At 55.0% G+C, this 22,165-nt stretch carries 21 protein-coding genes; 14 read left to right on the forward strand and 7 right to left on the reverse strand.

Going from position 1 to position 22,165, the window contains the following annotated elements; translation table 11 throughout:
• Window positions 1-24 precede the first annotated feature (24 nt).
• Window positions 25-1,665, reverse strand: coding sequence for a L,D-transpeptidase family protein (locus tag ACT3RQ_RS13440; RefSeq protein WP_444680653.1), 1,641 nt, complete (start codon window positions 1,663-1,665; stop codon window positions 25-27).
• 105 nt (window positions 1,666-1,770) lie between these two features.
• On the opposite strand from ACT3RQ_RS13440, the gene ACT3RQ_RS13445 reads away from it, so the two are divergent.
• The 7 genes from ACT3RQ_RS13445 (at window position 1,771) to ACT3RQ_RS13475 (ending at window position 8,607) form a co-directional block, all read left to right on the forward strand.
• Window positions 1,771-2,496 (forward strand): murein L,D-transpeptidase catalytic domain family protein, encoded by a 726-nt coding sequence (locus ACT3RQ_RS13445; protein ID WP_172118037.1) that lies wholly within the window; start codon window positions 1,771-1,773, stop codon window positions 2,494-2,496.
• An 85-nt stretch (window positions 2,497-2,581) separates the two neighbouring features.
• Window positions 2,582-3,601 carry a patatin-like phospholipase family protein gene (locus tag ACT3RQ_RS13450; RefSeq protein ID WP_444628019.1) on the forward strand — a complete coding sequence of 340 codons (1,020 nt, stop codon included), beginning with the start codon at window positions 2,582-2,584 and terminating at the stop codon, window positions 3,599-3,601.
• Between the two features lie 304 nt (window positions 3,602-3,905).
• Entirely contained in the window at window positions 3,906-5,258 is a 1,353-nt protein-coding gene (locus ACT3RQ_RS13455; RefSeq protein WP_444639276.1) for an MFS transporter, read from the forward strand.
• Window positions 5,259-5,366: 108 nt separating this feature from the next.
• Window positions 5,367-6,632, forward strand: a complete 1,266-nt coding sequence (locus ACT3RQ_RS13460; RefSeq protein ID WP_444639277.1) for a nitrate- and nitrite sensing domain-containing protein — start codon at window positions 5,367-5,369, stop codon at window positions 6,630-6,632.
• A gap of 15 nt (window positions 6,633-6,647) precedes the next feature.
• Window positions 6,648-6,788, forward strand: coding sequence for a hypothetical protein (locus tag ACT3RQ_RS13465; RefSeq protein ID WP_441678462.1), 141 nt, complete (start codon window positions 6,648-6,650; stop codon window positions 6,786-6,788).
• A 197-nt stretch (window positions 6,789-6,985) separates the two neighbouring features.
• Window positions 6,986-7,978 carry an LLM class flavin-dependent oxidoreductase gene (locus ACT3RQ_RS13470; RefSeq protein WP_444639279.1) on the forward strand — a complete coding sequence of 331 codons (993 nt, stop codon included), beginning with the start codon at window positions 6,986-6,988 and terminating at the stop codon, window positions 7,976-7,978.
• A gap of 134 nt (window positions 7,979-8,112) precedes the next feature.
• A complete protein-coding gene (locus ACT3RQ_RS13475) occupies window positions 8,113-8,607 on the forward strand; it encodes a GNAT family N-acetyltransferase (RefSeq protein ID WP_444680654.1) in 495 nt (164 codons plus the stop codon).
• A 200-nt stretch (window positions 8,608-8,807) separates the two neighbouring features.
• Here ACT3RQ_RS13475 and ACT3RQ_RS13480 read toward each other — a convergent pair whose 3' ends face one another.
• Window positions 8,808-9,383 carry a DUF1415 domain-containing protein gene (locus ACT3RQ_RS13480; RefSeq protein ID WP_441678468.1) on the reverse strand — a complete coding sequence of 192 codons (576 nt, stop codon included), beginning with the start codon at window positions 9,381-9,383 and terminating at the stop codon, window positions 8,808-8,810.
• Window positions 9,384-9,458: 75 nt separating this feature from the next.
• Window positions 9,459-10,127, reverse strand: coding sequence for a GntR family transcriptional regulator (locus ACT3RQ_RS13485; protein WP_172118044.1), 669 nt, complete (start codon window positions 10,125-10,127; stop codon window positions 9,459-9,461).
• 191 nt (window positions 10,128-10,318) lie between these two features.
• On the opposite strand from ACT3RQ_RS13485, the gene ACT3RQ_RS13490 reads away from it, so the two are divergent.
• From ACT3RQ_RS13490 to ACT3RQ_RS13505, 4 genes are all read left to right on the forward strand, one after another.
• Window positions 10,319-10,876: a chromate transporter gene (locus ACT3RQ_RS13490; protein ID WP_172118045.1), complete on the forward strand. Its 558-nt coding sequence runs from the start codon at window positions 10,319-10,321 to the stop codon at window positions 10,874-10,876.
• Window positions 10,873-11,403: a chromate transporter gene (locus tag ACT3RQ_RS13495; RefSeq protein ID WP_172118046.1), complete on the forward strand. Its 531-nt coding sequence runs from the start codon at window positions 10,873-10,875 to the stop codon at window positions 11,401-11,403. The genes ACT3RQ_RS13490 and ACT3RQ_RS13495 overlap by 4 nt, the downstream gene beginning before the upstream one ends.
• A gap of 146 nt (window positions 11,404-11,549) precedes the next feature.
• Window positions 11,550-13,400 carry an ABC transporter ATP-binding protein gene (locus tag ACT3RQ_RS13500; RefSeq protein ID WP_444680655.1) on the forward strand — a complete coding sequence of 617 codons (1,851 nt, stop codon included), beginning with the start codon at window positions 11,550-11,552 and terminating at the stop codon, window positions 13,398-13,400.
• Between the two features lie 310 nt (window positions 13,401-13,710).
• Complete coding sequence (locus ACT3RQ_RS13505) at window positions 13,711-13,956, forward strand: hypothetical protein (protein ID WP_444639283.1); 246 nt, start codon at window positions 13,711-13,713, stop codon at window positions 13,954-13,956.
• 80 nt (window positions 13,957-14,036) lie between these two features.
• On the opposite strand, the gene arfA is transcribed toward ACT3RQ_RS13505, so the two are convergent.
• The gene (gene arfA / locus ACT3RQ_RS13510) at window positions 14,037-14,186 is read right to left on the reverse strand and encodes an alternative ribosome rescue factor ArfA (RefSeq protein WP_444639284.1); all 150 of its coding nucleotides are present in this window, start codon (window positions 14,184-14,186) and stop codon (window positions 14,037-14,039) included.
• Between the two features lie 130 nt (window positions 14,187-14,316).
• Window positions 14,317-15,126 carry a 2,5-didehydrogluconate reductase DkgB gene (gene dkgB / locus ACT3RQ_RS13515; RefSeq protein ID WP_444639286.1) on the reverse strand — a complete coding sequence of 270 codons (810 nt, stop codon included), beginning with the start codon at window positions 15,124-15,126 and terminating at the stop codon, window positions 14,317-14,319.
• Between the two features lie 163 nt (window positions 15,127-15,289).
• On the opposite strand from dkgB, the gene ACT3RQ_RS13520 reads away from it, so the two are divergent.
• Window positions 15,290-16,549: an MFS transporter gene (locus ACT3RQ_RS13520; protein ID WP_444639287.1), complete on the forward strand. Its 1,260-nt coding sequence runs from the start codon at window positions 15,290-15,292 to the stop codon at window positions 16,547-16,549.
• Here ACT3RQ_RS13520 and cobA read toward each other — a convergent pair.
• Together cobA and ACT3RQ_RS13530 are read right to left on the reverse strand one after the other, a co-directional pair.
• Window positions 16,514-17,428 (reverse strand): uroporphyrinogen-III C-methyltransferase, encoded by a 915-nt coding sequence (gene cobA, locus ACT3RQ_RS13525; RefSeq protein WP_444639288.1) that lies wholly within the window; start codon window positions 17,426-17,428, stop codon window positions 16,514-16,516. The two genes, ACT3RQ_RS13520 and cobA, sit on opposite strands and share 36 nt — an antisense overlap.
• On the reverse strand, window positions 17,388-20,123 hold the full coding sequence (locus ACT3RQ_RS13530) for a nitrate reductase (protein WP_444639289.1): 2,736 nt from the start codon (window positions 20,121-20,123) through the stop codon (window positions 17,388-17,390). Before ACT3RQ_RS13530 ends, cobA begins: the two co-directional genes overlap by 41 nt.
• Between ACT3RQ_RS13530 and ACT3RQ_RS13535 the strand changes: the two genes are divergently transcribed.
• Together ACT3RQ_RS13535 and ACT3RQ_RS13540 are read left to right on the forward strand one after the other, a co-directional pair.
• Window positions 20,086-20,460, forward strand: coding sequence for a hypothetical protein (locus ACT3RQ_RS13535; RefSeq protein ID WP_444639290.1), 375 nt, complete (start codon window positions 20,086-20,088; stop codon window positions 20,458-20,460). The two genes, ACT3RQ_RS13530 and ACT3RQ_RS13535, sit on opposite strands and share 38 nt — an antisense overlap.
• A gap of 420 nt (window positions 20,461-20,880) precedes the next feature.
• The gene (locus tag ACT3RQ_RS13540; RefSeq protein ID WP_444622071.1) at window positions 20,881-22,164 is read left to right on the forward strand and encodes an NAD(P)/FAD-dependent oxidoreductase; all 1,284 of its coding nucleotides are present in this window, start codon (window positions 20,881-20,883) and stop codon (window positions 22,162-22,164) included.
• The last annotated feature ends 1 nt before the right edge of the window (window position 22,165 follow it).

The raw sequence follows: 22,165 nt of genomic DNA on the forward strand, positions 1-22,165 counted from the left end.
GGCCTGCTGGCCTGCCCTCTACATTCATACAGAACGCTGGAGTGCTGCCAATAGTGACGCATCTCGCCGGTAGATATCCGTGCGAAACTCCACTTCCCCTTGGGCGTTGGGCCATGCGGTCAAGTAATGTAGCGCGACAGGAATGCGTTGGGGCAAGTTCACATTACGGTCGCTGCCACCACTATTTATTAGCGTGCTGAGCTGATAACGACTGCCACTATCTTGCAAAAGCATTTGGGCAAATTCGCGCACCCCTTCGACGCGTACGCAGCCCGAGCTCAATGCCCGTTGATCACGCTGGAAAAGCCCCTGTGCTGGCGTGTCGTGCAAATAGATCATGTCATTATTGGGAAAACGCACCACCACTCGACCCAAAGGGTTACTGTTACCCGCTACCTGGCGCAACATAACGCCCCCAGGGCGTTGCCAATCGACCTCGGCGGGGTCTAGCTGCGCACCGGACATATTGATCACCTGCATATTATGCTGGGCTAAATAGTCGGTGTTCTGACGTATCCGGGGCAGAACATCTTCACGCAGGATGGTAGGCGGAATCGTCCAGCTGGGATTGATCGTTAGGTGGCTGATGGATGAGTGAATAATAGGCGTTTCACGGCGCGGCGACCCAACGACCACCCGGGCATTCCACTGCTGGCCGTTTGGCCGAATATAGTGCAACTGGTAGCCTGCGATATCTACCCAGACCCGCGGCTCACTAGACTGCTGGGGGCCTATCCAGCGGGCACGTTCCAGATTAACCCGCAACTGATCAACACGTGAGGCGGCAGGTGCATTAAGCGCCAAGCGAGTACGATCGCCGACGACGCCATCGGCGGTTAGTTGATGGCGCCGCTGAAAGCGTTTTACGGCCATTTCGAGTTCAGTATCAAAGGTGCGTCTATCGCCGCCTGGCGCCTGAACGCCAATCATGGGATAGGCGCTGCTGTCTGCCGAGACCAGGCCATCTTCTCCCCACATCGCTAGGCGTTGGCGCAGCAGGATTACGTCATCATCCCTATCACCCGGACGCAGCGAGTCTTCGCGCGACGGCAAATACGGGGTGCTGCCTAGCGTGGCCACTTGGCGATAGCGGCTGAGCGCCTCTCGCAACTGCTGATACTCACTTGAGGCTGGGCGAGCCAGCTCAAAGGCGCGCTCCAATGCCTGGTCATCAACGGCCTGAACGACGCGAGCCAGCGAATAGCGACGCTCAGGGCGTGGGACATCCCAATTCGGCTCAACGTCACGCGGGTTGACCTTGCCACGCTCCAAGTGATCGAGGGCCAACAACAGCGACGACGTTGCCTGAATATCAAACGCAGCCTGAGCGGACTCTCCAGCGTTCTGGCTACTCTGGAAAGCGCTCAACAATCTATCGGCACGGTAGTCACTAGGGGTCAAACCATCACTTTCAAGCAGGTTAAGCGCATTGGCTAACGCCACAACCGATGAAGCCTCGCGCCAGGCTAGCTGCTCATTACGCAATTGATAAAATTCACGGATCGGCAGCGACGCCTGATCTTCAGCCGCCAAGCGCTGTATAAGTGCCTGTTTAAGCGGCTCAGAGGCCGCATACGCCGGTGTTAAACCGAAAGGGATATGGGACAGTGCTAGACCTAGAGCGGCCCCTATCGCCCATTGTCTTAGTGACTGCATCTCGTTCATCACCCTCTCCTTGCGTTACTATGAATTCCCATTCGCGGCATGCTTACTTTCATCATAGCCGTTTACTATTTTTCGTCGTCGCTCTTGTCAGCAGGATTGCTCTGTATGGTAACCCGTTTGCGCCCACTATCGTTGTCATGCTGTTTACCTTTCGCGTTCATTAGCCTCCCTTTATACGCGAGCAGTTTCTTTTCTGATGTCGCCTCAACGCCCCCTCCCGGTGTGTTATCGCTTAATCATCAGTTGCTTCAATTAGCGCCTTCGGCTACCCCAGAAGCGCTGCGCCTTGCCGCCCAAGCGCTTAGCTGTGCGGACCCCGATGTCGAGCGGCTGGCAGTTATCGACTATTCACTGCCTTCCACCGAGCGGCGCATGTGGGTCTTTGATCTGCGCCAGCACACGCTGCTGTTTGAGGAATTGGTTTCCCATGGCCAGGGTTCTGGTGATGCGCAAGCCGACGCCTTCTCGAATATCCCCGAAAGCTATCAATCAAGCCTTGGTTTGTTTCGTACCATGAATAGCTATTACGGACGCAACGGCTACTCCCTTAGGCTTAACGGGCTGGAACCCGAGGTCAATGACCTCGCCTACGAGCGTGCCATTGTGATTCACGGAGCCGACTACGTTAGCGATGACTTTATCGCGCAAACAGGCCGCCTCGGCCGCAGCCATGGCTGCCCCGCTGTACGCCAGGATATCACTTACCCGCTGATTGATAGCTTAAGAGATGATCAGTATGTGTTTGCCTATTACCCCGATGAGGAGTGGCTCGCCAGCTCAAATTTCTTACGCTGCCAAACGCCAGGTGCCCCCCATTTAGCGCAACGTTAAATTCTCGCCTGGTGGCATGTGTCGGTTCTTATGCCATGCTGAGAAGCAGCGCAGCATGAATAAGCTAACTAACGCATGAGGCCTTATGACTCAAGTCAAGAAGTTGGATCTCGCATTGCAAGGTGGTGGGGCACACGGCGCTTATTCATGGGGCGTCATTGACCGCCTGCTTGAAGATGAGCGCATCGAAATAGAAGGTATTAGCGGCACCAGTGCCGGTGCCATGAATGGCGTGGTAATGGCCGATGCCCTCACCAGGGGCGGCAAGCCGTTAGCCAGGCAAGCACTTACGGATTTTTGGCAGGCCGTCAGCCGCGCGGGTATGGCAAGCCCGGTACGCCGTTCGCCGATGGATGTCTGGACCGGCAACTGGAGCCTTGATCATTCGCCAGGCTATATCGCGATGGACCTTATGACGCGCCTGATCTCGCCCTATCAATTCAACCCGTTGAACGTTAACCCACTGCGTGACATCGTTGATGCACACATTGATTTCGAGCGGGTGCGCCAATGCGAGCAGCTTAAGCTGTTTGTGGCGGCCACCAATGTGCGCACGGGCAAACAGCGTGTCTTTCGTCGTGAAGAGATGAGCCTTGATGCTGTAATGGCCTCTGCCTGTTTACCCTTGATGTTCCAGGCCGTTGAAATTGATGGCGAGGCCTACTGGGATGGTGGCTACATGGGCAATCCCGCGCTGTTTCCCTTAATGGAGGAGTGCAGTTCACGGGATATCCTGCTGATACAAATTAACCCTATCAGCCGCGACTCAGTACCGACCTGTGCGTCATCCATCCTGAACAGACTTAATGAAATTACCTTTAACGCCGCGCTGATTAAAGAGATACGCATGATTGCGCTACTGCAACACGCCCTGGAAGAGCAAGGGATCAACAACTGTTACCAGCAGGCCCTCTTTCACCGTATTAGCGGCGAGCAAGCGCTGGAAAACCTTTCCGTTTCCAGCAAGATGAATTCGGAATGGTCGTTTCTTTCACACCTTTTTGAACAAGGCCGAGACGCCGCGCAGCGCTGGCTGGATGAGCACTTCGAGGCAATCGGCAATCACTCAACGCTGGATATCGACGCCGTTTACCTGCACGACTAAACAGCACTATTGTGATGCATGCCGCCTACGGCATGCCCATCAACAGCGCATGGGGCTATTCCTCTTTCTGTAAATCTTCGGCCTATAAAAAGTAACCAACTGATAAGGCTTATAAAAATCCCCGATGGCGAATTAATTGCTTAACTATCTCTTGTGATGGTAGGCGTAGACCAGGCCCAACCGGGTACGAGTGCGTCGGGCCTGACCTTCAATGACGAAGGCATGTTCTCGTGAACACGTAACGCAACAGAGCGATTTGGCGTTGCGTGATGCTCAACTGGTTAAGATCCTGTGAGGCCATCCCATGGACATACGCAATAAAGCCAATCGTATTCGACTGCTAACGTTCTCCACGCCTCAGATGCGTGCCTTCCACTTGTCGTGGTTTGCTTTTCATATCTGTTTTTTTGGCTGGTTCGGCATCGCACCACTTATGGCGGTGGTGCGCGATGACCTTTCCCTGACACAGACACAAATTGGTAACACGATCATCGCATCCGTCGCGATTACTGTTATCGTGCGGCTCCTGATCGGATTGCTGTGTGACCGGTTAGGACCGCGCAAAACCTACACCGGCCTGCTCATTTTAGGTTCCCTTCCGGTCATGGGCATCGGCTTTGCCAATAGTTTTGAGACGTTCCTGCTTGCCCGCTTAGCTATTGGCGCTATCGGTGCCTCATTCGTGATTACGCAGTACCACACCACCATGATGTTTGCACCGAATGTCGTGGGTACCGCCAATGCAACGAGTGCGGGCTGGGGTAACCTGGGCGGTGGTACCACGCAAATTCTTATGCCACTTATCTTTGCAGGCATACTGATGTTGGGTGTTAACGAAGCGCTCGGCTGGCGTCTTGCCATGGTCGTGCCCGGCATCGTTATGTTTATCACCGGGCTCGGTTACTGGTTTCTCACGCAGGATGCGCCTGACGGCAACTTTAGCGACCTGCGCGCACGGGGAGAATTGCCCGAGGCAACGGGTGAGAACAGCGCCACTCAATGCTTTTTAGCAGCGGCGAAAGACATCCGCGTTTGGGCACTGTTTGTCGTTTATGGGCTCTGTTTTGGTGTTGAACTTACGATCAACAATATTGCGGCTATCTACTTCTTCGACAAATTCGACTTAACGCTGGCAATGGCTGGCATGATTGCAGGGCTGTTTGGGTTGATGAATATTTTTGCCCGCACGCTGGGTGGTGTTTTCTCGGATCTGTTCGCCAAACAGGGCGGGTTAAAAGGACGTGTGCGCTGGCTATTTATTGCGCTGGTTTGTGAAGGCATTGCGCTGGTCGCCTTTTCGCAAATGCACGTTCTAAGCCTGGCCATTGGCATCATGCTGGTGTTTAGCCTCTTCGTACAAATGGCCGAAGGCGCCACGTTCGGTGTCGTGCCGTTTATCAATAAAAAAGCCTTGGGCGCAGTTGCCGGGATTGTGGGTGCGGGCGGCAATGTCGGCGCCGTCTCGGCCGCCTTTCTGTTTCGCAGTGAAAGCTTAAGCTATCAACAAGGGCTATTTTACCTAGGCGTGACCGTTCTGGTACTGGCCTCGTGCGTATTAGTCGTTCGGTTTAACGACGTAACGGAAGCACAAGAAGCAAACGCTTACCGTGACGCCGTGGGCGATGATACCGGTGCGGGGGCCCTTTCATTACGTTAACGCTAGGCATTAAGTTAACGCCAGGCATTATGCTCAAGCAGCCCCCTACTCTCCGGCGCAAGCCAGCCATAAGAGAAGGGGCAACGCGGCGAGTAAAAGGAAATCGTTATGTCATCTGCCCAGCAGCTACTCTTAACCGCCATTCGTTGCGATATCGACAATTTTCGTTATTTAGCGGCGGCCTCGGAAATCGTTGCGGATATTAGCCGTTTTATCCATGTGCTTCAGCGCGAACGCGGTGCCTCAACGATTTACCTTGCCTCTCAAGGTCAGCGCTTTAAAACACGCCGCCAGACATATATTAACAAGAGCAAAGAGGCCGAAGCGCTGATGCGCAGGCGCTTAGAGGCGCTAAGCCAGGAAGCACGCCCACAGGCAGCGGCGCGCCTTCTGCGCCAAATAGCCGCCATGTGGAACGCCCTGGACGACTTAAGCGCACTGCGCAGCGCCATTGATAACGTTGCTATTTCTCCCGATGCCGCCACCCAAGCCTTTAATCACCTTATTGGCGGTTTGTTAGCGATTGTCTTCGAAGCTGCCGACACTTCAGACGATCCAGATATTACCCGTGCGCTGGTGGCTATTTTCCATCTCATGCAAGGCAAGGAGCTGGCCGGACAAGAGCGTGCCTGTGGCGCCTTTGGCTATACCCTTGGCCATTTTGATGACAGTCACCGCCAACTTCTCGGCCAACTGGTTAACGACCAGCAGCGCTGTTTTGATACTTTTATCGAATTTGCTACGCCAGACGCCGCGCTGGCTTGGCAGCAAGCCGTTTCAACCAGCACGCTAACCGGCATTCAACAGCTGCGCGAGGCTGCCTGCCAGCCAGCGTCGCCACATATAACGTCTAACCCGCTGGGTGAAACCTGGTACGAGCTAACCACGCTGCGCATTGATGCAATCAAAAGCGTCGAAGATACGTTAAACGCACAGCTAGCCGCGCTTTGCTATCGCAAAATACACCAGGCAGAAGCAACACTTGAGCAGACCAAAGCCAAGCCTTACGCGCATAAACCCGCGCCTTGCGAACCGTTACTGGCCCTTAACCATCCTCAGCCGCCGGGTGATTTAACGGCCAGCGCGCTGACCTCACCGCTTGGCCGTTCCCTGATAGCGTTAACCCAGACCCAGTCCAGCCGCCTACAAGGGTTAAGCGATGAGCTGGAAAATACCCGTAAGGCACTGCGCGAGCGCAAGCTTATTGAACGCGCTAAAGGGCTTATTATGGCGCACCAATCAATGAGTGAAGAGGAGGCTTACCGCTTCCTTCGCAAGACATCAATGGATCAAAGCAAAAGCATGGCAGACATGGCGCAAGCCATTCTCGATCTCTCCTCCATGCTCAAAGAGGCTCCAGCATACTCACGCTAAACGAGCCATCCACTGATGTCACCTCGTTTGATTGAGCCAGGCATGTCGATACGCCCTTTTTTGATGAACCGCCTGAAACGGCGCTGGAAGCTCGCGATATTGCCAACGCGGTTATTTATGCGCTCTCTCAACCGGCCCATGTCGACGTTAACGTGATCCTGGTTCGCCACCCCGCCGAGTGACTAACCGATCAAACAGGTTACGCAGCCCAAAAGGGCTGCTCCTTGCATTTGGCCTTCATAGCCCGCATACACTCTACTAACAAGCGTGCTAATGATTTAACCGCGTGCCGTCTCATTGCCTACGCGTCCAAATCTTTAAGCATGCTCCACGTCTTTATTAGTAGGTGAAATATGAGCCAACTCTCTTCGACCGCGCTCTCTGTACTCGACCTTGCCCCTATACGCCAAGGCGGCAGCGCTGCTGAAACGTTCCGGGATAGCGTTTCACTGGCACAGCGAGCCGAGCAGTTGGGCTATACCCGTTACTGGCTTGCCGAACATCACAACATCCCTGGAATCGCCAGTGCCGCCACGTCCGTTTTGATTGGCCATTTGGCAGGCCACACTTCCACTATACGGCTAGGCTCGGGCGGGATAATGCTGCCTAATCATCCTCCGCTTGTGATTGCCGAGCAGTTTGGCACGCTGGAAACGCTCTACCCTGGGCGCATTGACCTGGGACTTGGGCGGGCGCCCGGTTCTGACGGTGCCACTATGCGTGCCATGCGGCGCAGCATGCATGCGGGCGTAGACGACTTCCCCGAGCAACTAAGCGAGCTGCGTCGCTACCTAGGCGATGCAGAGCCTGGCCAGCAGGTGAAAGCGGTACCTGGCCAAGGAACTAACGTGCCTATCTGGCTGTTGGGTTCAAGCGGCTACAGCGCCCAACTGGCCGCCAGACTGGGCCTGCCCTTTGCATTTGCGGCGCAGTTTGCACCCGGCTACCTATTTGAAGCGTTACGCCTCTACCGCGATAACTTCCGCCCGTCTGAGCATCTGGATAAGCCTTATACCATGGTCGGGCTGCCGGTGATGGCCGCAGAGAATGATGCCATGGCGCACTACCTTGCTACCTCCGCCCAGCAGAAGTTTCTGAACCTGATCCGTGGCAAGCCGACTCAGTCGCAGCCCCCGGTAGAGCAACTGGACTGGTCACCCATGGAGCAGTCGCAAGTCAACCAGTTCCTGGGTGCCGCGATTATTGGTGGTCCAGAAACAGTTAAAGCGGGACTTGAAGACTTTCAGGAACGTACAGGCGCCGATGAGTTAATGATTAATAGTGACTTTTTTGGTCATGCCGACCGCGTGCGCAGCTACGAAATCGTTGCTCACGTAGCAAAATAAGCGCAACGTACAGCCACTTAAGGGGCTTCAAGCGCAGATGCCCCTTCCATGTTGACAGCCGCATGCACCGCTGCGGCCTGGTACCATTAACGCCCCTCACATGCTACTCGGCTTATCTCTACCAGGTATTAACCATGTCTACACTTACCTTCACCTTAATGACGCAAGACGACTTCGCTATTTTCTGGCCCACTTTTAAGGCGATTGTGGCGGAACAACATACCTATGCCATTGACCCCGACATTAGCTACGAGGCGGCCTACTCACTATGGTGCCAAGTCCCCAAAGCCACGTATGCCGTCAGAGATTCAGCAGGCGAACTGGTGGGAAGCTACTACCTCAAAGCCAACGCGGCAGGCCCGGGTGGCCATGTGTGTAACTGCGGCTATATGGTCACCGCTGCCGCCCGCGGTAAAGGCGTTGCGCACGCGATGTGTGAACACTCTCAGCAACTAGCTCGTACCCATGATTTTAAAGCCATGCAGTTTAACGCTGTCGTTGCCACGAACGAGGCAGCGGTAGCGCTTTGGCAGCGTTTAGGATTTAGTATTGTGGGCACGGTGCCGAAAGCTTATTGTCACGCAACACAAGGACTCGTAGACAGCTACGTGATGCATAAATTCTTATAACTTAGTCGACTAGCGTATTAATTTTCATAGTTTTTATCGACATCACAACCACTCCAATGAACCATGCTCTGGCAGGTGCATTAGGTTTGCTCGTTGTCATGTTGATGGTAGTGGCGCGCTTGGAATACCAGCAGAGAAAGCGCAACAATCGATCCAAAGCAAGGGCGTTTGAGCTTTACATAAACAGCACGAATAAGGCGTTATGGCGTTTTACCCGAAGATGCCCGTTGCGCTAACGCATCCTGAAGATAGCGCTCTGCCCTACTGCTTCCCATCGTGGTCAAATGGGCCACATTGCGTTCCGGGATGACCGAGGTATCACCATAAAACTCAATGGCTTTTTCAACGCTCGCTTCGCGCAATAGGTGCACCATTGCGTAGGGTGAGCGGTTGGTATAGTTCGAGGCGTCCTCTGGCGTGGCGTCCTCAAAGCAGTAGTCTGGATGAAAAGTCGCCAGCTGATAAACACCTTCATAGCCCTGTTCGGCCAGCATGCTTTCTGCCAGTTCTACATAGTCCAGATAGTGGTCAAAGTGCTTAAAAAGCGTGGGAAAGACTAGCAGCGTGGTTTCTGTTTCCGGATGCTCATCCAACCACTGCACTTCGACCATCAGCTCTTCCAATGCCACCTCAAGCTTTTTTGAGCGTACGACGCCCACACGAATAGTGTCACGCTCTACTTCTCGCTGAGCAAAGGGACATACGTTTTCAGCCACAATAAAGTTGCGCACCCAGCTCAACGTTTGCTCAATGACATCACTATCTGAATATTGCATCGCTCTTTTACATCCGCTTTATCGTGTTTAGTACGCGCCAGTGTACACTGATCGCTGATGGCTTAGCTGATGCTTTTAGCCGTGCTGCGCAAAGCACGTTAGCGCAGCCTCATAGGATTTAAGGATATGCTCATCAAGAAGCTTTCGCGCTGCTTTCACATCGCGCTTTAAAGCAAGCGCCACTAGCTCATGGTGCTGCTGATCCAACTCCTGGCGAATGACCGGCATTTTGGGGCCCAAGCGCCGGTACCGATCAAATTGATCGTGCAGCTGTTCAATAAACCGCAGCGACCATATAGAGCCGCACGATGCGACCAGCGTGCGATGAAACTGGGTATGCAATCGCTCCCACTCATCGTCATTATCCAGCGTCATGTCGGCACATTTCAGGCGATGCTCTGCCGCGAGAAGGTTTGCCTCCCACGCCGCATCCCCCAGCGAAATTGCCTGTTCAAATGCCATACCTTCCAAGGCCAAGCGCGTTTTTACAATATCATCCAGTTCACTGCGTGAAAGAGTCGGCACCCGAAAACCGCGCTGATTTTCCTGTATCAGCAGACCATAGGCGGCCAACTTGTTTAACGCTTCACGCAAGGGGCTTAAGCCCACTTGATACAGCTCTTTAAGCGCATTGATTGCCAACTTTTCGCCAGCAGCAAAACGCCCATTAACCAAGTCTTTGCGTAAAATATCGTAAATACGGCTAGATGCTGTTGTTGTGGAGGGCTGAACGTACTGGTTCATGGTAGGGTCCTTTCATCCACCGGTGAGCGCATATCACTTATTCCGTTTGACGCCTGCTAACGCTCTTGATTATATTATTCTACCCTGAAAAATAATCGATTTTATTACATATAAACGATATAAAGAGAAAATATGGTTTTTCAACGCATCTACTACCGTTTTCGGCCTGCCTACCATAGCGTGACACGCTGATGAAACAGACAGCCCTGTTCTGGGCCTTCTTTCGCGTCGGTATTTTTGGTTTCGGTGGCGGCCCCTCAATGATACCGCTGGTACATGCAGAAGTCGTTACACGCCACCAATGGCTGACGGACGAAGAGTTTGCCGACATATTAGCCATTGGCAACACCTTGCCTGGCCCTATCGCAACTAAAATGCCTGGTTATATCGGCTATCGTGTAGGCGGCATTAGTGGCTGTATAGCGTCGGTACTTGCTGTTTGCTTCCCTATGATAGTTGCCATGGTGGTCATGCTGGGCGTTTTTAGTCGGTATCGGGATGTGGCCTGGATTCGTGGGATGGGGCAAGCCGTGGTGCCCGTCGTCATGGTGATGATGGGGCAACTGGCTTGGGACTTCTTTGATAAATCGCAAAAGGCGCTAGGCTGGCTTGTCAGTAGCCTAATGGCGATTACCGCTGGCCTATTGATTTATTGGCTAGGCATTCACCCCGGTTTTATTATTGGCGCGATTTTGCTGGCGGCGCTGTTACGCCCTTCCACGGCTAAAAAAGCGGAGCGCTCAGCATGATTTATTGGCAGCTCTTCCTGGCATTTTTTGTCCCGAACATTGTTGGCTACGGCGGTGGCCCAGCCATTATCCCCCTGCTTGAAGCCGAAGTAGTCGGCCGCTATGGCTGGATGACGTCTCAAGGGTTTGCGGAAACGCTTGCGCTTGGAAACGCGCTGCCTAGCCCGATTGCTACTAAAATGGCCGGCTACGTGGGTTATGAAGTGGCCGGCATCGGCGGTGCCGCCGTCGCGATAGCGGCAACCGTTGTGCCTTCGCTACTGCTGATGATTGCCGCACTAGGGCTTTTGTACCGCCATCGCGAGTCGCCCCAAGTCAAGCGTATGAGCCAATGGGTACGCCCAGTGATCGCCATTATGATGGCTTGGTTAACGTTGGGCTTTTTCCTTGAAGGCGTTAATGGCGCAGGGTGGGCACATACACTGATTATCGGCGCCATTGCCGCGATTGCGCTGGTACGGTTCAGCGTTCATCCCGCGTTTGTGGTGATGGGTGCGCTTGTGTACGGCGCCTTTATCCTTCCCTAAGGTTTGTACAAAAAGAGCCTGTGTTCATCTTCTTCTCCAGCTTCAACCGCCGCGCGCTATTAAAGCGCCGGCGGTTGAAGTGGCTATTGCGACGCAACCCACGCATCATAATAGCTTCTTTCGCTCTCGGTTCATGTTAACTCCCTATGCCCCCACTGTTTTCCACCTCTGGTAACGCCCCGTCGGTTAACGGTTTTTTCAACGTGTTTCGCTACAGCAAGCGAGCCCTGGGCCTTGTTTGGGAAACCTCCCGTTGGATGATGTTCGGGCTGGCGCTTTGCACGCTGGTGGCTGGCGTGTTGCCTGCGGCGGGTGCCTGGGTGGGCCAACTGATCGTTGATGGCGTCGTCAACGCGATGGACACCTATCGCGACAACCCTTCCGCTAGCCTGACGGTTATTATTATGCCGGTGCTTGAGCTTGTGGCGTTAGAGGCTCTCATCATCGCCTTGATCGCACTGGCCCAACGCGGGCTTTCTGCTCAGCAGTCGCTGCTTCGCGCCCTGCTGGGCCAGAAAGTTAATGTCATGATTTTAGAAAAAGCAGGCACGCTATCATTAAGCCAGTTCGAGGATTCAGAGCTGTATGACCAATTAACACGTGCTCGCCGTGAAGCCTCCACGCGGCCTTTAGCGCTGGTTAATAAAACCTTTGGGCTACTTCAAAACGCCATCTCACTGGTCAGTTTTAGTGTACTGCTTGTGCAGTTTTCCCCTTGGGCGCTGCTGATTCTAGCGGCAGGCGCCCTGCCGGTGTTTGTTTCAGAAGCCAAGTTTTCAGGTGATGCGTTTCGCTTGTTTCGCAGGCGCTCACCTGAAACGCGTATGCAGGGCTATTTGGAAACCGTACTGGCCCGCGAAGACAGCATTAAAGAGGTCAAACTGTTTGGCCTTGAGCCGCTTTTTTTGCAACGTTATCGCGAAATTTTCAACCGGCTATTTCGCGAAGACCGGCGATTGACACTCCGCCGTGAGGGCTGGGGCTTCTTGCTTGGTTTGTTGGGCACGCTAACGTTCTACGCCGCGTATGGCTGGGTAGTGGTTGAGACGATTGCAGGTGCTATCACGCTGGGTCAGATGACCATGTACTTGATGGTGTTTAAACAGAGCCAGTCTGCGCTTTCTGCAAGCCTTACCGCCATTAGCGGCATGTACGAAGACAATCTCTATCTTTCCAACCTGTACGAGTACCTGGAACAACCTACCCAGCAGGAAGGTGGCACGCGCTTGCAAGGCGCACTTCCCGGCGACGGTCTGCGCTTTGAAGGCGTAAGCTTTGCTTACCCAGGCGGCAAGCAGGTATTGCAACACATCTCACTGCACCTGTCTCCCGGTCAAAGCCTTGCCCTGGTCGGCGAAAACGGCTCCGGAAAAACCACCCTCATTAAGCTTTTAACGCGGCTTTATCACCCTACAAAGGGGCGAATTCTGCTGGATGGCAGTGATCTTCGTGACTGGGAAAACAGTGCGCTACGCAAACGCGTCGGGGTTATTTTTCAGGACTTTGTCCGCTATCAATTGCCGGTTGGCGAAAATCTGGGCGTGGGCGACACCCAGGCGTTTAATAATCAAGCGCGCTGGCAGCAGGCCGCTCGCAATGGCATGGCCGACAGTTTTATCAAACGCATGCCTCAAGGCTATAACACTCAGTTGGGGCGCTGGTTTAAGGATGGACAGGAACTCTCTGGCGGGCAGTGGCAAAAGATAGCGCTCTCGCGCGCTTACATGCGCGAAGAGGCCGATATTTTAGTGCTGGATGAACCCACCGCTGCGATGGACGCCGCCGCTGAAGCCGACGTATTTACAAGGTTTCGGCAGCATAGCCACAATAAAATGACGATTCTCATATCGCACCGCTTCTCAACCGTCCGCAATGCGGATCTCATCCTCGTTATTGACCAGGGAGAGATTATTGAACGCGGCACGCATGAGGCATTATTGGCTATCAATGGTCGTTATGCTCACTTATTTCATCTGCAGGCGAAAGGTTATCGCTAAGTAAATGTTGCAGCATTTTTATCAATACGTTAAAACAAAGAGGTTGCTGGCTGAAGGCAACCTCTTTGTTTTAACTCGCTGTATTAACCGAGAAACTATCATGCGCTGGCAAATCCGCGTCACACGATCCAATAAGCTACCCCGCGTTATGCATAACGTGGCGAGTGCTTATTGTCATCGTGCGCCGGAGTAAGAGAGTTATCACTGGCCGCGACGATCTCGCGGCCAGCCTCAGTTAAAACCAGCCCTTCGCTTAACGACTGACCGCAATCCCGTCCGGCCTCCCAGTGAACGTATGGAGACCGAACTCATGGCAATCACTCTTACCCGTAACCTGTTCAAAATTATAAGAAAGCACCGCATACAGCGCCGCCTGCCTACAGACCTGCGTCTACACGATGCTCACCTGCTTAACGATATCGGCTTGCGTTGGGAGCACGGCCAACTGGTCTCAATTCATGGCGTAGAAGAAGCAGCCGCCCGCACACAGCGCCATCAGGCTGACACTCGAAATGCTTATGAAACGTGTCCCCACTGCGGGAGCCCGTTGACATAGCCAACGCCCCCGGCCACAGGAAGTGGCCGGGGGCGTTCTGTTTTGATAAAGCCAAGCAGTGGTATTGCCAAAACGCTTGATCAAGCGGCTTGGCGATACCCCCGCAGGGCCTTGTGCCCTTTACGGGAGTAGCTGCCTTTACCTTTTTTGGGCGTTTGCTGCTGCATCTTGAACATGGGGGTTCGTAGCTGTGCTTTGAGCGCGTTGTCGCGAATCTTGTGTTGCTTCATGGAGTCTTCCTGTAAAGCGGATTTATTTAAAAGCTGTATAAAATAAAGCTATATAAATAGCGGTGCCTGCTTGTGCAGGCACCGCTATGACATTATGAGATGCCTAACGTTCCCATGCGCTCATTTAATATCACTCATCCCATTTAGGTGCAAAGTCAGGGTTGGCGATGCGCTCCTTGCGGTCCAGCTTGGCAATGTCGTCCATTTCACTGTCGTTTAATACAAGATCAAACGCGGCAATATTGCTTTGGATATTACGCGCCTTGGTGGAAGAAGGAATGGTGATCATGTCGCGCTGATTGACCCAGGCCAAGGCGATTTGCGCAGGCGTTACGCTGTGCGCATCCGCGATCTGCTGGAGCGTGGCATCGTCCATTACCTTACCCACCGCCAGCGGCATAAAGGCCGTTACCTGAATACCGTGATGCTCGCAGCGCTCAACCAGCTTGCGGTTTTGCAGGAAAGGATGCACTTCAATCTGATTGGTGAGGATTTCGCCTTTACCCAAAATCTCCACCGCTTTATCAAGCTGTTCAATAGTGAAGTTGGATACGCCGATGTGGCGCGCCTTACCCAGTGCCTTCACCTCTTTGAGAGCGGCCAGGTACTCTTCCATCGGCACTTCGTTATCCGGCGATGGCCAGTGGATCAGCAGTAGGTCAACGTAGTCGGTACCGAGCTTTTCCAGGCTTTCATCAACACTCTCTTTCAAGCGCTGCGGCGCCAGGTTGTCGAACCACACTTTGGTGGTCAGAAAGATGTCACCACGCGGTACGCTGCTGTCACGAATCGCTTCACCAACGCCCTTCTCATTACCGTAAAACTGAGCGGTGTCGATATGGCGATAGCCTGCTTCAAGCGCCGAATGGATGCTCTCTTTAAGCGTATCGCCTTCCAGGCGAAAAGTACCAAAACCGGGGTTAGGCATAACCTTTTGCATCATTAACATCCTTTTCTATTGATAGCGTGTTAATTAACATGGGGCGGCCACCGCGTGACTTCAACCACCTATTCAAAAAAGCCCATACCACGTTTGGCGCCATAAGCGATAGAATTATGAAAATTCGCTTGCTAACATTCTCTTGCTAACCAAGATACCGCCCATGTCCCCCGATAACGACACGCTTGCAGCGACCGATGCCCCGCTGCTTCCCATTCACCGCCAGCCGGGCTTTTTAAGCTTTCTTCTCTCTCGCCTTGCTGCCGTTTTTGCCATGCAAATTCAAGCCATTGTGGTGGCATGGCAGGTATATGACATTACCCGCGATGCCATGTCGCTTGCCTACGTGGGGCTTGCGCAGTTTCTGCCTATGGTGATTTTACTGCTGCCCGCAGGCGATGTGGTCGACCGTTTTCCGCGCAAGCGCATCCTACAACTCAGTTGGGCGGTACAGGGTATCTGTAGCGCCCTGCTGCTTTTATTGGCGCAGGCCAATCATGGCAGCGTTATTGAATTTTATGCTGTGCTGGCTCTGTTTGGCTGCGCCCGAGCCTTTACCGGCCCCACGCTGCAAAGTATGTTGCCCAACATTGTGCCCCGCACTCAGTTGGCTCAGGCCATTGCGCTGAATAGCTCGATCATGAAAGTCGCCGTGATCAGCGGGCCATTGCTGGGCGGCGTGCTTTACGCCATGGGCGGCGGTAGTCTGGCCTACGCCGTGTGCCTGGGCTGCTTTATCGTCGCGCTGGCCTTACTGGTGCTGGTACCGGTGCGCTATGTCGAGAAAGCCAAGGTATTGGAAAGTACCGCCTGGAAGCGTTTTTCCGCAGGTATTCGTTATATCCGCTATCAGCCGATTATTCTGGGCGCCATTTCGTTGGATCTATTTGCCGTGCTGCTGGGCGGCGTCGTGGCACTGCTGCCCATTTACGCTCAGGAAGTCTTGCATGTGGGCCCTGAAGGATTGGGTGCTCTGCGCAGCGCAATTGCGGTGGGCGCACTATTGATGGGGCTTTATCTTGGCGTTCGTGGCATCAAGCGTCGCGCGGGGCATGTGATGTTTGCCGCCGTGGCCGTGTTCGGGTTGGCGAATCTAGTGTTCGCGTTCTCTACCCTGTTCTGGGTATCGATGATCGCCATGCTGGTGGCGGGTGCGGCTGATATGATCAGCGTTTATGTACGCACCACTGTGATTCAGTTGGCCACGCCGGATGAAATGCGCGGCCGGGTGAATGCCGTCAATATGCTGTTTATTGGCTCAAGTAACGAGCTGGGCGAGTTTCGCGCGGGCAGCATGGCCGCCGGATTTGGCGCAGTGCCCGCCGCAGTGATTGGCGGCGTAGGCACGCTGGCGGTGGTCGGCCTGTGGATGCGTCTGTTCCCGACGCTATGTCGGGTCGACCGCTTCGATGATGCCCGCTGAAGCAAGCATATTAGCGGGGCTGCTCGCGACCATACTGACCACGCTGCCCACCAGAATCACACAGGGTGACGGCAGCGGATGATCCGCTAGGCGCTGGGGCATATCATTAAGCGTACCCACCAATGCCTGCTGTTCGGGCAGGCTGGCATTGGCGACCAGCATGATCGGCCACTCATCGGGCAGTCCCGCCTGGCGTAGCCCTGTGCAAATGGCCTCTACCTTGGAAAGCCCCATATAAAATACCAGGGTTTCATCGCGACGGGCCAGGGTTTGCCAGTCGGGCGCGCCGCCCTCACGGCATAGCTGTGCAGTAATAAAGCGCAGTTGCTGAGAGTGGCCCCGGTCGGTCAGCGGAATCCCCAGGCTTGCGGCGGCGGCAGACGCCGCGGTAATCCCGGGCACAATGTGTGCGGGCACATTGGCATCCGCCAGCGCGGCAAGCTCTTCCCCCATACGCGCAAATATGCCGGGGTCACCGCCTTTCAAGCGCACCACCGATTTGCCGGCGGTTGCCAATTTGACCATCAAGGCGCCAATTTCCGCTTGCGGCATGCTGTGATGGCCGCTGGCCTTGCCAACGTAGTAACGCTCAGCGGAAAGCGGAACCAGCCCTAGCACATCGTCGCCTACCAAACGGTCATACACGATAGCATCGGCCTGCATTAACAGCCGCGCGGCTTTCAGCGTTAACAGCTCCATATCACCACTGCCCGCACCAACCAAATACACATGCCCAGCCGTGCATTCGCCGCGTAACTTAAGCGAAGGCGCACTTGAGGCACTGCGCGTGGAGCGCTGGAACGGCGACAGCACGCGCTGCGTAAAGCACAACGTGGCCTCAGGCCACTTCTGTAGTAGACGCTTGCTTAGCACGCGCATGTGAACGCTCCTCTTCAATCAGGGACTTCAATTCAGGCAAACAACTACCGCATTGGGTTCCGCAAGCAAGCCGTGCGCCCAACGCTTCAACGCTGGTATCACCGGCACGAATAGCATTAACAATCGCCGCTTGGCCCACCTGGTGGCAGCTGCATACCACGGGGCCGGTATCCGCAGCGCCATCTTCGCACCCCGCCAGCAGCCGGCGCCGGTGCTTATCACTGATGGCTGTTTCGTTAAAACGCGCTTCAAGCCAGGCAAGCCCGGGCAATTCGCGCGGCGGGCCGACCATCAGCCACCAGCGCAGTTTGCCCCGCACAATAGCCGCAGCGCGCAAGCGGCCATTGCCGCTGTCTTCACACCACAAAGCAGCCCCATCGGGAAGCCACGTAGTCAGTAGCGCCAGCCAGTCATTTACCGGCTTTGCATCTGCCAGCTGCCAGCGCTGACAGCCCTGCATGGGTACGCGTGCCCAATAATCGCTTCTGCACCACGGGGGCACTTCCTGACTATTATCCCCTAATGGATGGGCAATCAACAGCGTTGCCTCCCAGGCTACTTCAAGCGGTGCCAGCGCCACAGCGCCGTGCTTGGCTTCTGGCTGGCCTGACACAGAGTCGGTCAAAGCTTTTAGCATGGCACCGCTACGCGCCGATTTACTGAACGCATCGCTCCAGTGCATGGGAATAAACACCTCGCCACGCCGCTGGGCATTCGAGATACGCACGCGCCCCCGGTACTCGCCGCTGGCGGCGGACAATACTGCCAGTTGCTGGTCGCCAATGCCATAGTTCGCAGCATCGCCTGGGTGGAGTTCGATAAACGGCTCGTGGCGATGATTCATCAGCCGGGGCGCGCGTGCCGTGCGCGTCATGGTGTGCCACTGGTCGCGAATACGCCCGGTGTTCAGGCGCAGCGGGTAGGCGTCACTCAGGCGTTGCTCCGGCAAGCGCGGCGTTATGGCGATGAAGTTGGCGCGCCCATCAGGCGTGGCAAACTTGCCATCTTCAAATAACCGCGCCGTTCCGTGAGGCGCTGAAGACGTCACCGGCCACTGAATAGGCGCCAGCGCGTCGTAGCCCTCGCGCCCAAGTCCCACCAGGCCGGAAATATCGAATAGCCGTTTGCTCTCTCCCTCATTCTCAAAGCCGGAAAGGCGCGCGTGCTCATCAAAAATTTCATGGGGATGGCTATAGTCAAACGCCTCCTGAAAGCCTAACCGCTTGGCGGCTTCGCACATAATCCACCAGTCGTGACGCGCTTGGCCAGGCGCGGGTAGCAAGCCACGCTGGCGTGAAATACGCCGCTCGGAATTGGTCACCGTGCCGTCTTTTTCAGACCACCCCGTCGCGGGCAGAATGATATCGGCGTAGGCCAGCAGGTCGGTATGGCTTGCGCACTCAGACACAATTACCAGTGAGCACTTTTCAAGCGCACGCCGCACGCGGGCGGCATCCGGCAAGCTGACCGCTGGGTTGGTGGCCATTATCCAAAGCGCCTTTATTTCGCCCCGCTCAACCGCGTCAAAAAGTTCGACCGCCTTATAGCCGGGCGCCTGAGGCAATTTGGGCGTTAACGTTTCCGTCGCCCAGAAGCGGGTGACTCGGCTGAGGGCGCCGGGCGTGTGGTAATCCATATGCGCGGCCAGCTGGTTGGCAAGCCCACCCACTTCACGCCCGCCCATGGCATTGGGTTGGCCGGTAATCGAGAAAGGCCCCGCCCCCGGCAAGCCGATTTTGCCGCCCGCCAGATGGCAGTTGATGATCGCGTTACACTTATCAGTACCGCTTGTGGATTGATTGACGCCCTGGGAGTAGAGCGTCACGACATGGAGTTGGCTGGCAAACCAGTAGTAAAAGGTCTCCAGCCGCTCTGGGTCGATATCACATATCGCCGCCACGTCATTAATATCATGCTGGCTCGCGGCCAGCAGCGCTTCGTCGAAACCTTGTGTATGGCGGTCCAGATAGAGCTGATCCAGCTTGTTATTCTCAGCCATCCAGGCCAGCAGGCCATTGAACAGCACCGCATCGCTGCCGGGTGCGATGCCCATGTACAGGTCGGCAATTTCGCAGCTGTCGGTCACGCGCGGGTCGATGACCACCATCCGCATCAGTGGATTGCGCGTTTTGGCGACCTTCAAGCGCTGGTAAAGCACCGGGTGGTTCCAGGCCAGATTCGAGCCCACCAGCACCACCAGCTCGGCCTCTTCAATATCTTCATAGTTGCAGGGAACGGCATCCGCACCCAACGAGCGTTTATACGCCGCCACGGCAGAGGCCATGCAGAGTCGCGAGTTGGTATCCAGGTGCGGCGTGCCTAAAAAGCCTTTAAATAGCTTATTGGCCACATAGTAATCTTCGGTCAATAGCTGGCCTGAAAGGTAGGCACCGACTGACTCAGCGCCGTAAGTTGCGCGAGTCGTTTGCAACCGCTCTGCCAAGGTGGTTAACGCCACATTCCAGTCAACCGCTTGGCCATCGACCCAGGGCGTGGTGAGCCGGTCATGGTGGCCGAGGGTTTCGTGAAGTGCCGAGCCTTTCACACATAGCCGACCAAAGTTGGCGGGGTGGTCGCGGTCGCCTTCAACGGCGCTGATTGTGCCGCTAGCCACAGTGGCGATTACGCCGCAGCCGACACCGCAATAAGGGCACGTTGTGTTTGCTTTACAAGCCGAGCGTGTGGCCTGGGACATACTGATTTCCTCCCGCTTAAAAGCAAAAAGCGCCCAAGCGAGCCTCAAAGAAGCCTGCCTGGACGCCGTTGTCTCAGGGACACCTGCACCGGTGCCAAATGTCGCACTGCTGGGATTGGACATACTTATTAATGGCCTGTCGTCTGATGGCGTTAGCGTTGTTATTTGCCCGTCAAACTCAATGGCTGCATTTTATTGTGTCGATAAACCCGTCTGTGCTTTGTTGCTTGTTGCCAAGGTAATAGCAAGGCCTACGCCAACCAACCTATTAAAACAAAAACACCAAATTAAACAGAAGGTTAGTAACCAAGAAAATATCTTTCGACTTATCTTGTAGGCAGGTTTTTTGCTAACGCTGACTACTCACGGTGCATTCTTACCGCTTAGCGCACCAATAGCGTGCGCAGGCTGAGCGTAAGCGGCTGAAAAGGCGCTGCCTTCAATCTACCTCTTTAAACCAAAGCATTGATAATCAATATAAAAATAAATAATAGCCGAGGCTTGGCTGATAAATTGCCCTGTACTGGTTAGATAAATTTAAGCTTAGCGGGCAGCCAACGGTGGCTGCTCTGTGCGAAACCCAGCTAACGGGTTTGGCCTCAGCTACCGGGCAACGAAGCCCCTGATACGGCCTTCCTGGCAATCCATTTGCCCAGGACGCTGACTCAGGGGCTTTTTTTATTGGCTTTTCTTCAGCGCTGCCGAGTATTTGTGGATAGGCATTTGTAGCCAAGCGCTAAACTGTAAGGAGCAACCTATGATCGCTATCTCTCGGTGCTCGTCTGATGATCACTTAGTCGTTATCGGCAACGGTATGGCGAGCCATCGACTGCTAGAGGCCGTCGTTAAATTGTCTCATCGACCCCAGCAGATAACGGTGATTGGTGCAGAGGCATCTCCCGCCTATAACCGGATACTGCTATCGCCACTGCTCGCCGATGAAATGCCGCCTAGCGCCCTCGCCTTGCGGGATGTGCAGTGGTACGCCAAACAGGGTATCACCCTGCACCTGAATGAATGCGTGCTGGAGATCAACCGCGAAGAGCAGCGTGTTGTCACTACCTGCCGCACGCTGGCCTATGACCGCTTGGTGATTGCCACCGGCTCACGCCCAAAGCTGCCCGAGGTTCCCGGCATTGGCCTTAACGGCGTGTATGGGTTTCGTACCCTGCAAGATGCCGACACGCTCGCAACGCTTGCCCTACAGGGCGGCGAGTGTGTCGTGGTCGGCGGCGGTTTGTTGGGCCTGGAGGCCGCCGAAGGGCTTCGCAAGCGGGGTGCCAGCGTCAGCGTTCTACAGCGCAGCGAGCGATTGATGAATCGTCAGCTGGATAGCATGGCCGCTGGGCTGCTTGAAACGACGCTTACCCTGCGTGGCTTGACCATCTTAACCAATGCGCGCATCCGCCATTTTGAAGACGATGGCGCAGGCAACTTAGCCGCTGTTGTACTCGGGGATGGCCAGCGTCTGCCTGCTCAGAGCGTCATCGTGGCAACCGGTATTACACCTAACGCAGAACTGGGCCATCTGGCAGGCCTGGCAACGCAGCGCGCCATCATGGTTGATGACACGCTCACCACCTCAGACCCGCGTATTCACGCATTGGGTGAGTGCTGCCAGTTCGAGCAGCACACCTACGGCCTGGTCGAGCCAATCTGGCGCCAAGTAGATGTGTTAGCCAACACGCTGTGTGGCGATGGCAGCGCCCGCTATCGTGAGGTGCCAACCGCCACCAAGCTTAAGATCAGCGGCTTGGCCCTCTACGCGTTTGGCCCCACGGAGGCCGCGCCAGAACACGAAGTACTGCATTACAGCGACCCGGAAAGCGGCGACTACCGCCGCCTGCTACTGCACAACGGAAGGCTTGAAGGTGCCGTGCTGTATGGCGATACCCATTCCGGCCCCTGGTATTTCGCCCAGGCGCTGGCCAAAACCGATCTGGGCGCCTGCCGCCAGGCGTTACTGTTCGGTGAAGCCGATGCCAACGCCCTGCTTCTTGATACCCCACCCACTCCCTCATCGACGCTGGAGGCAGCTTAGC

Source organism: Halomonas sp. AOP43-D1-4 (assembly GCF_052446175.1).
Lineage (GTDB): Bacteria > Pseudomonadota > Gammaproteobacteria > Pseudomonadales > Halomonadaceae > Vreelandella > Vreelandella citrativorans.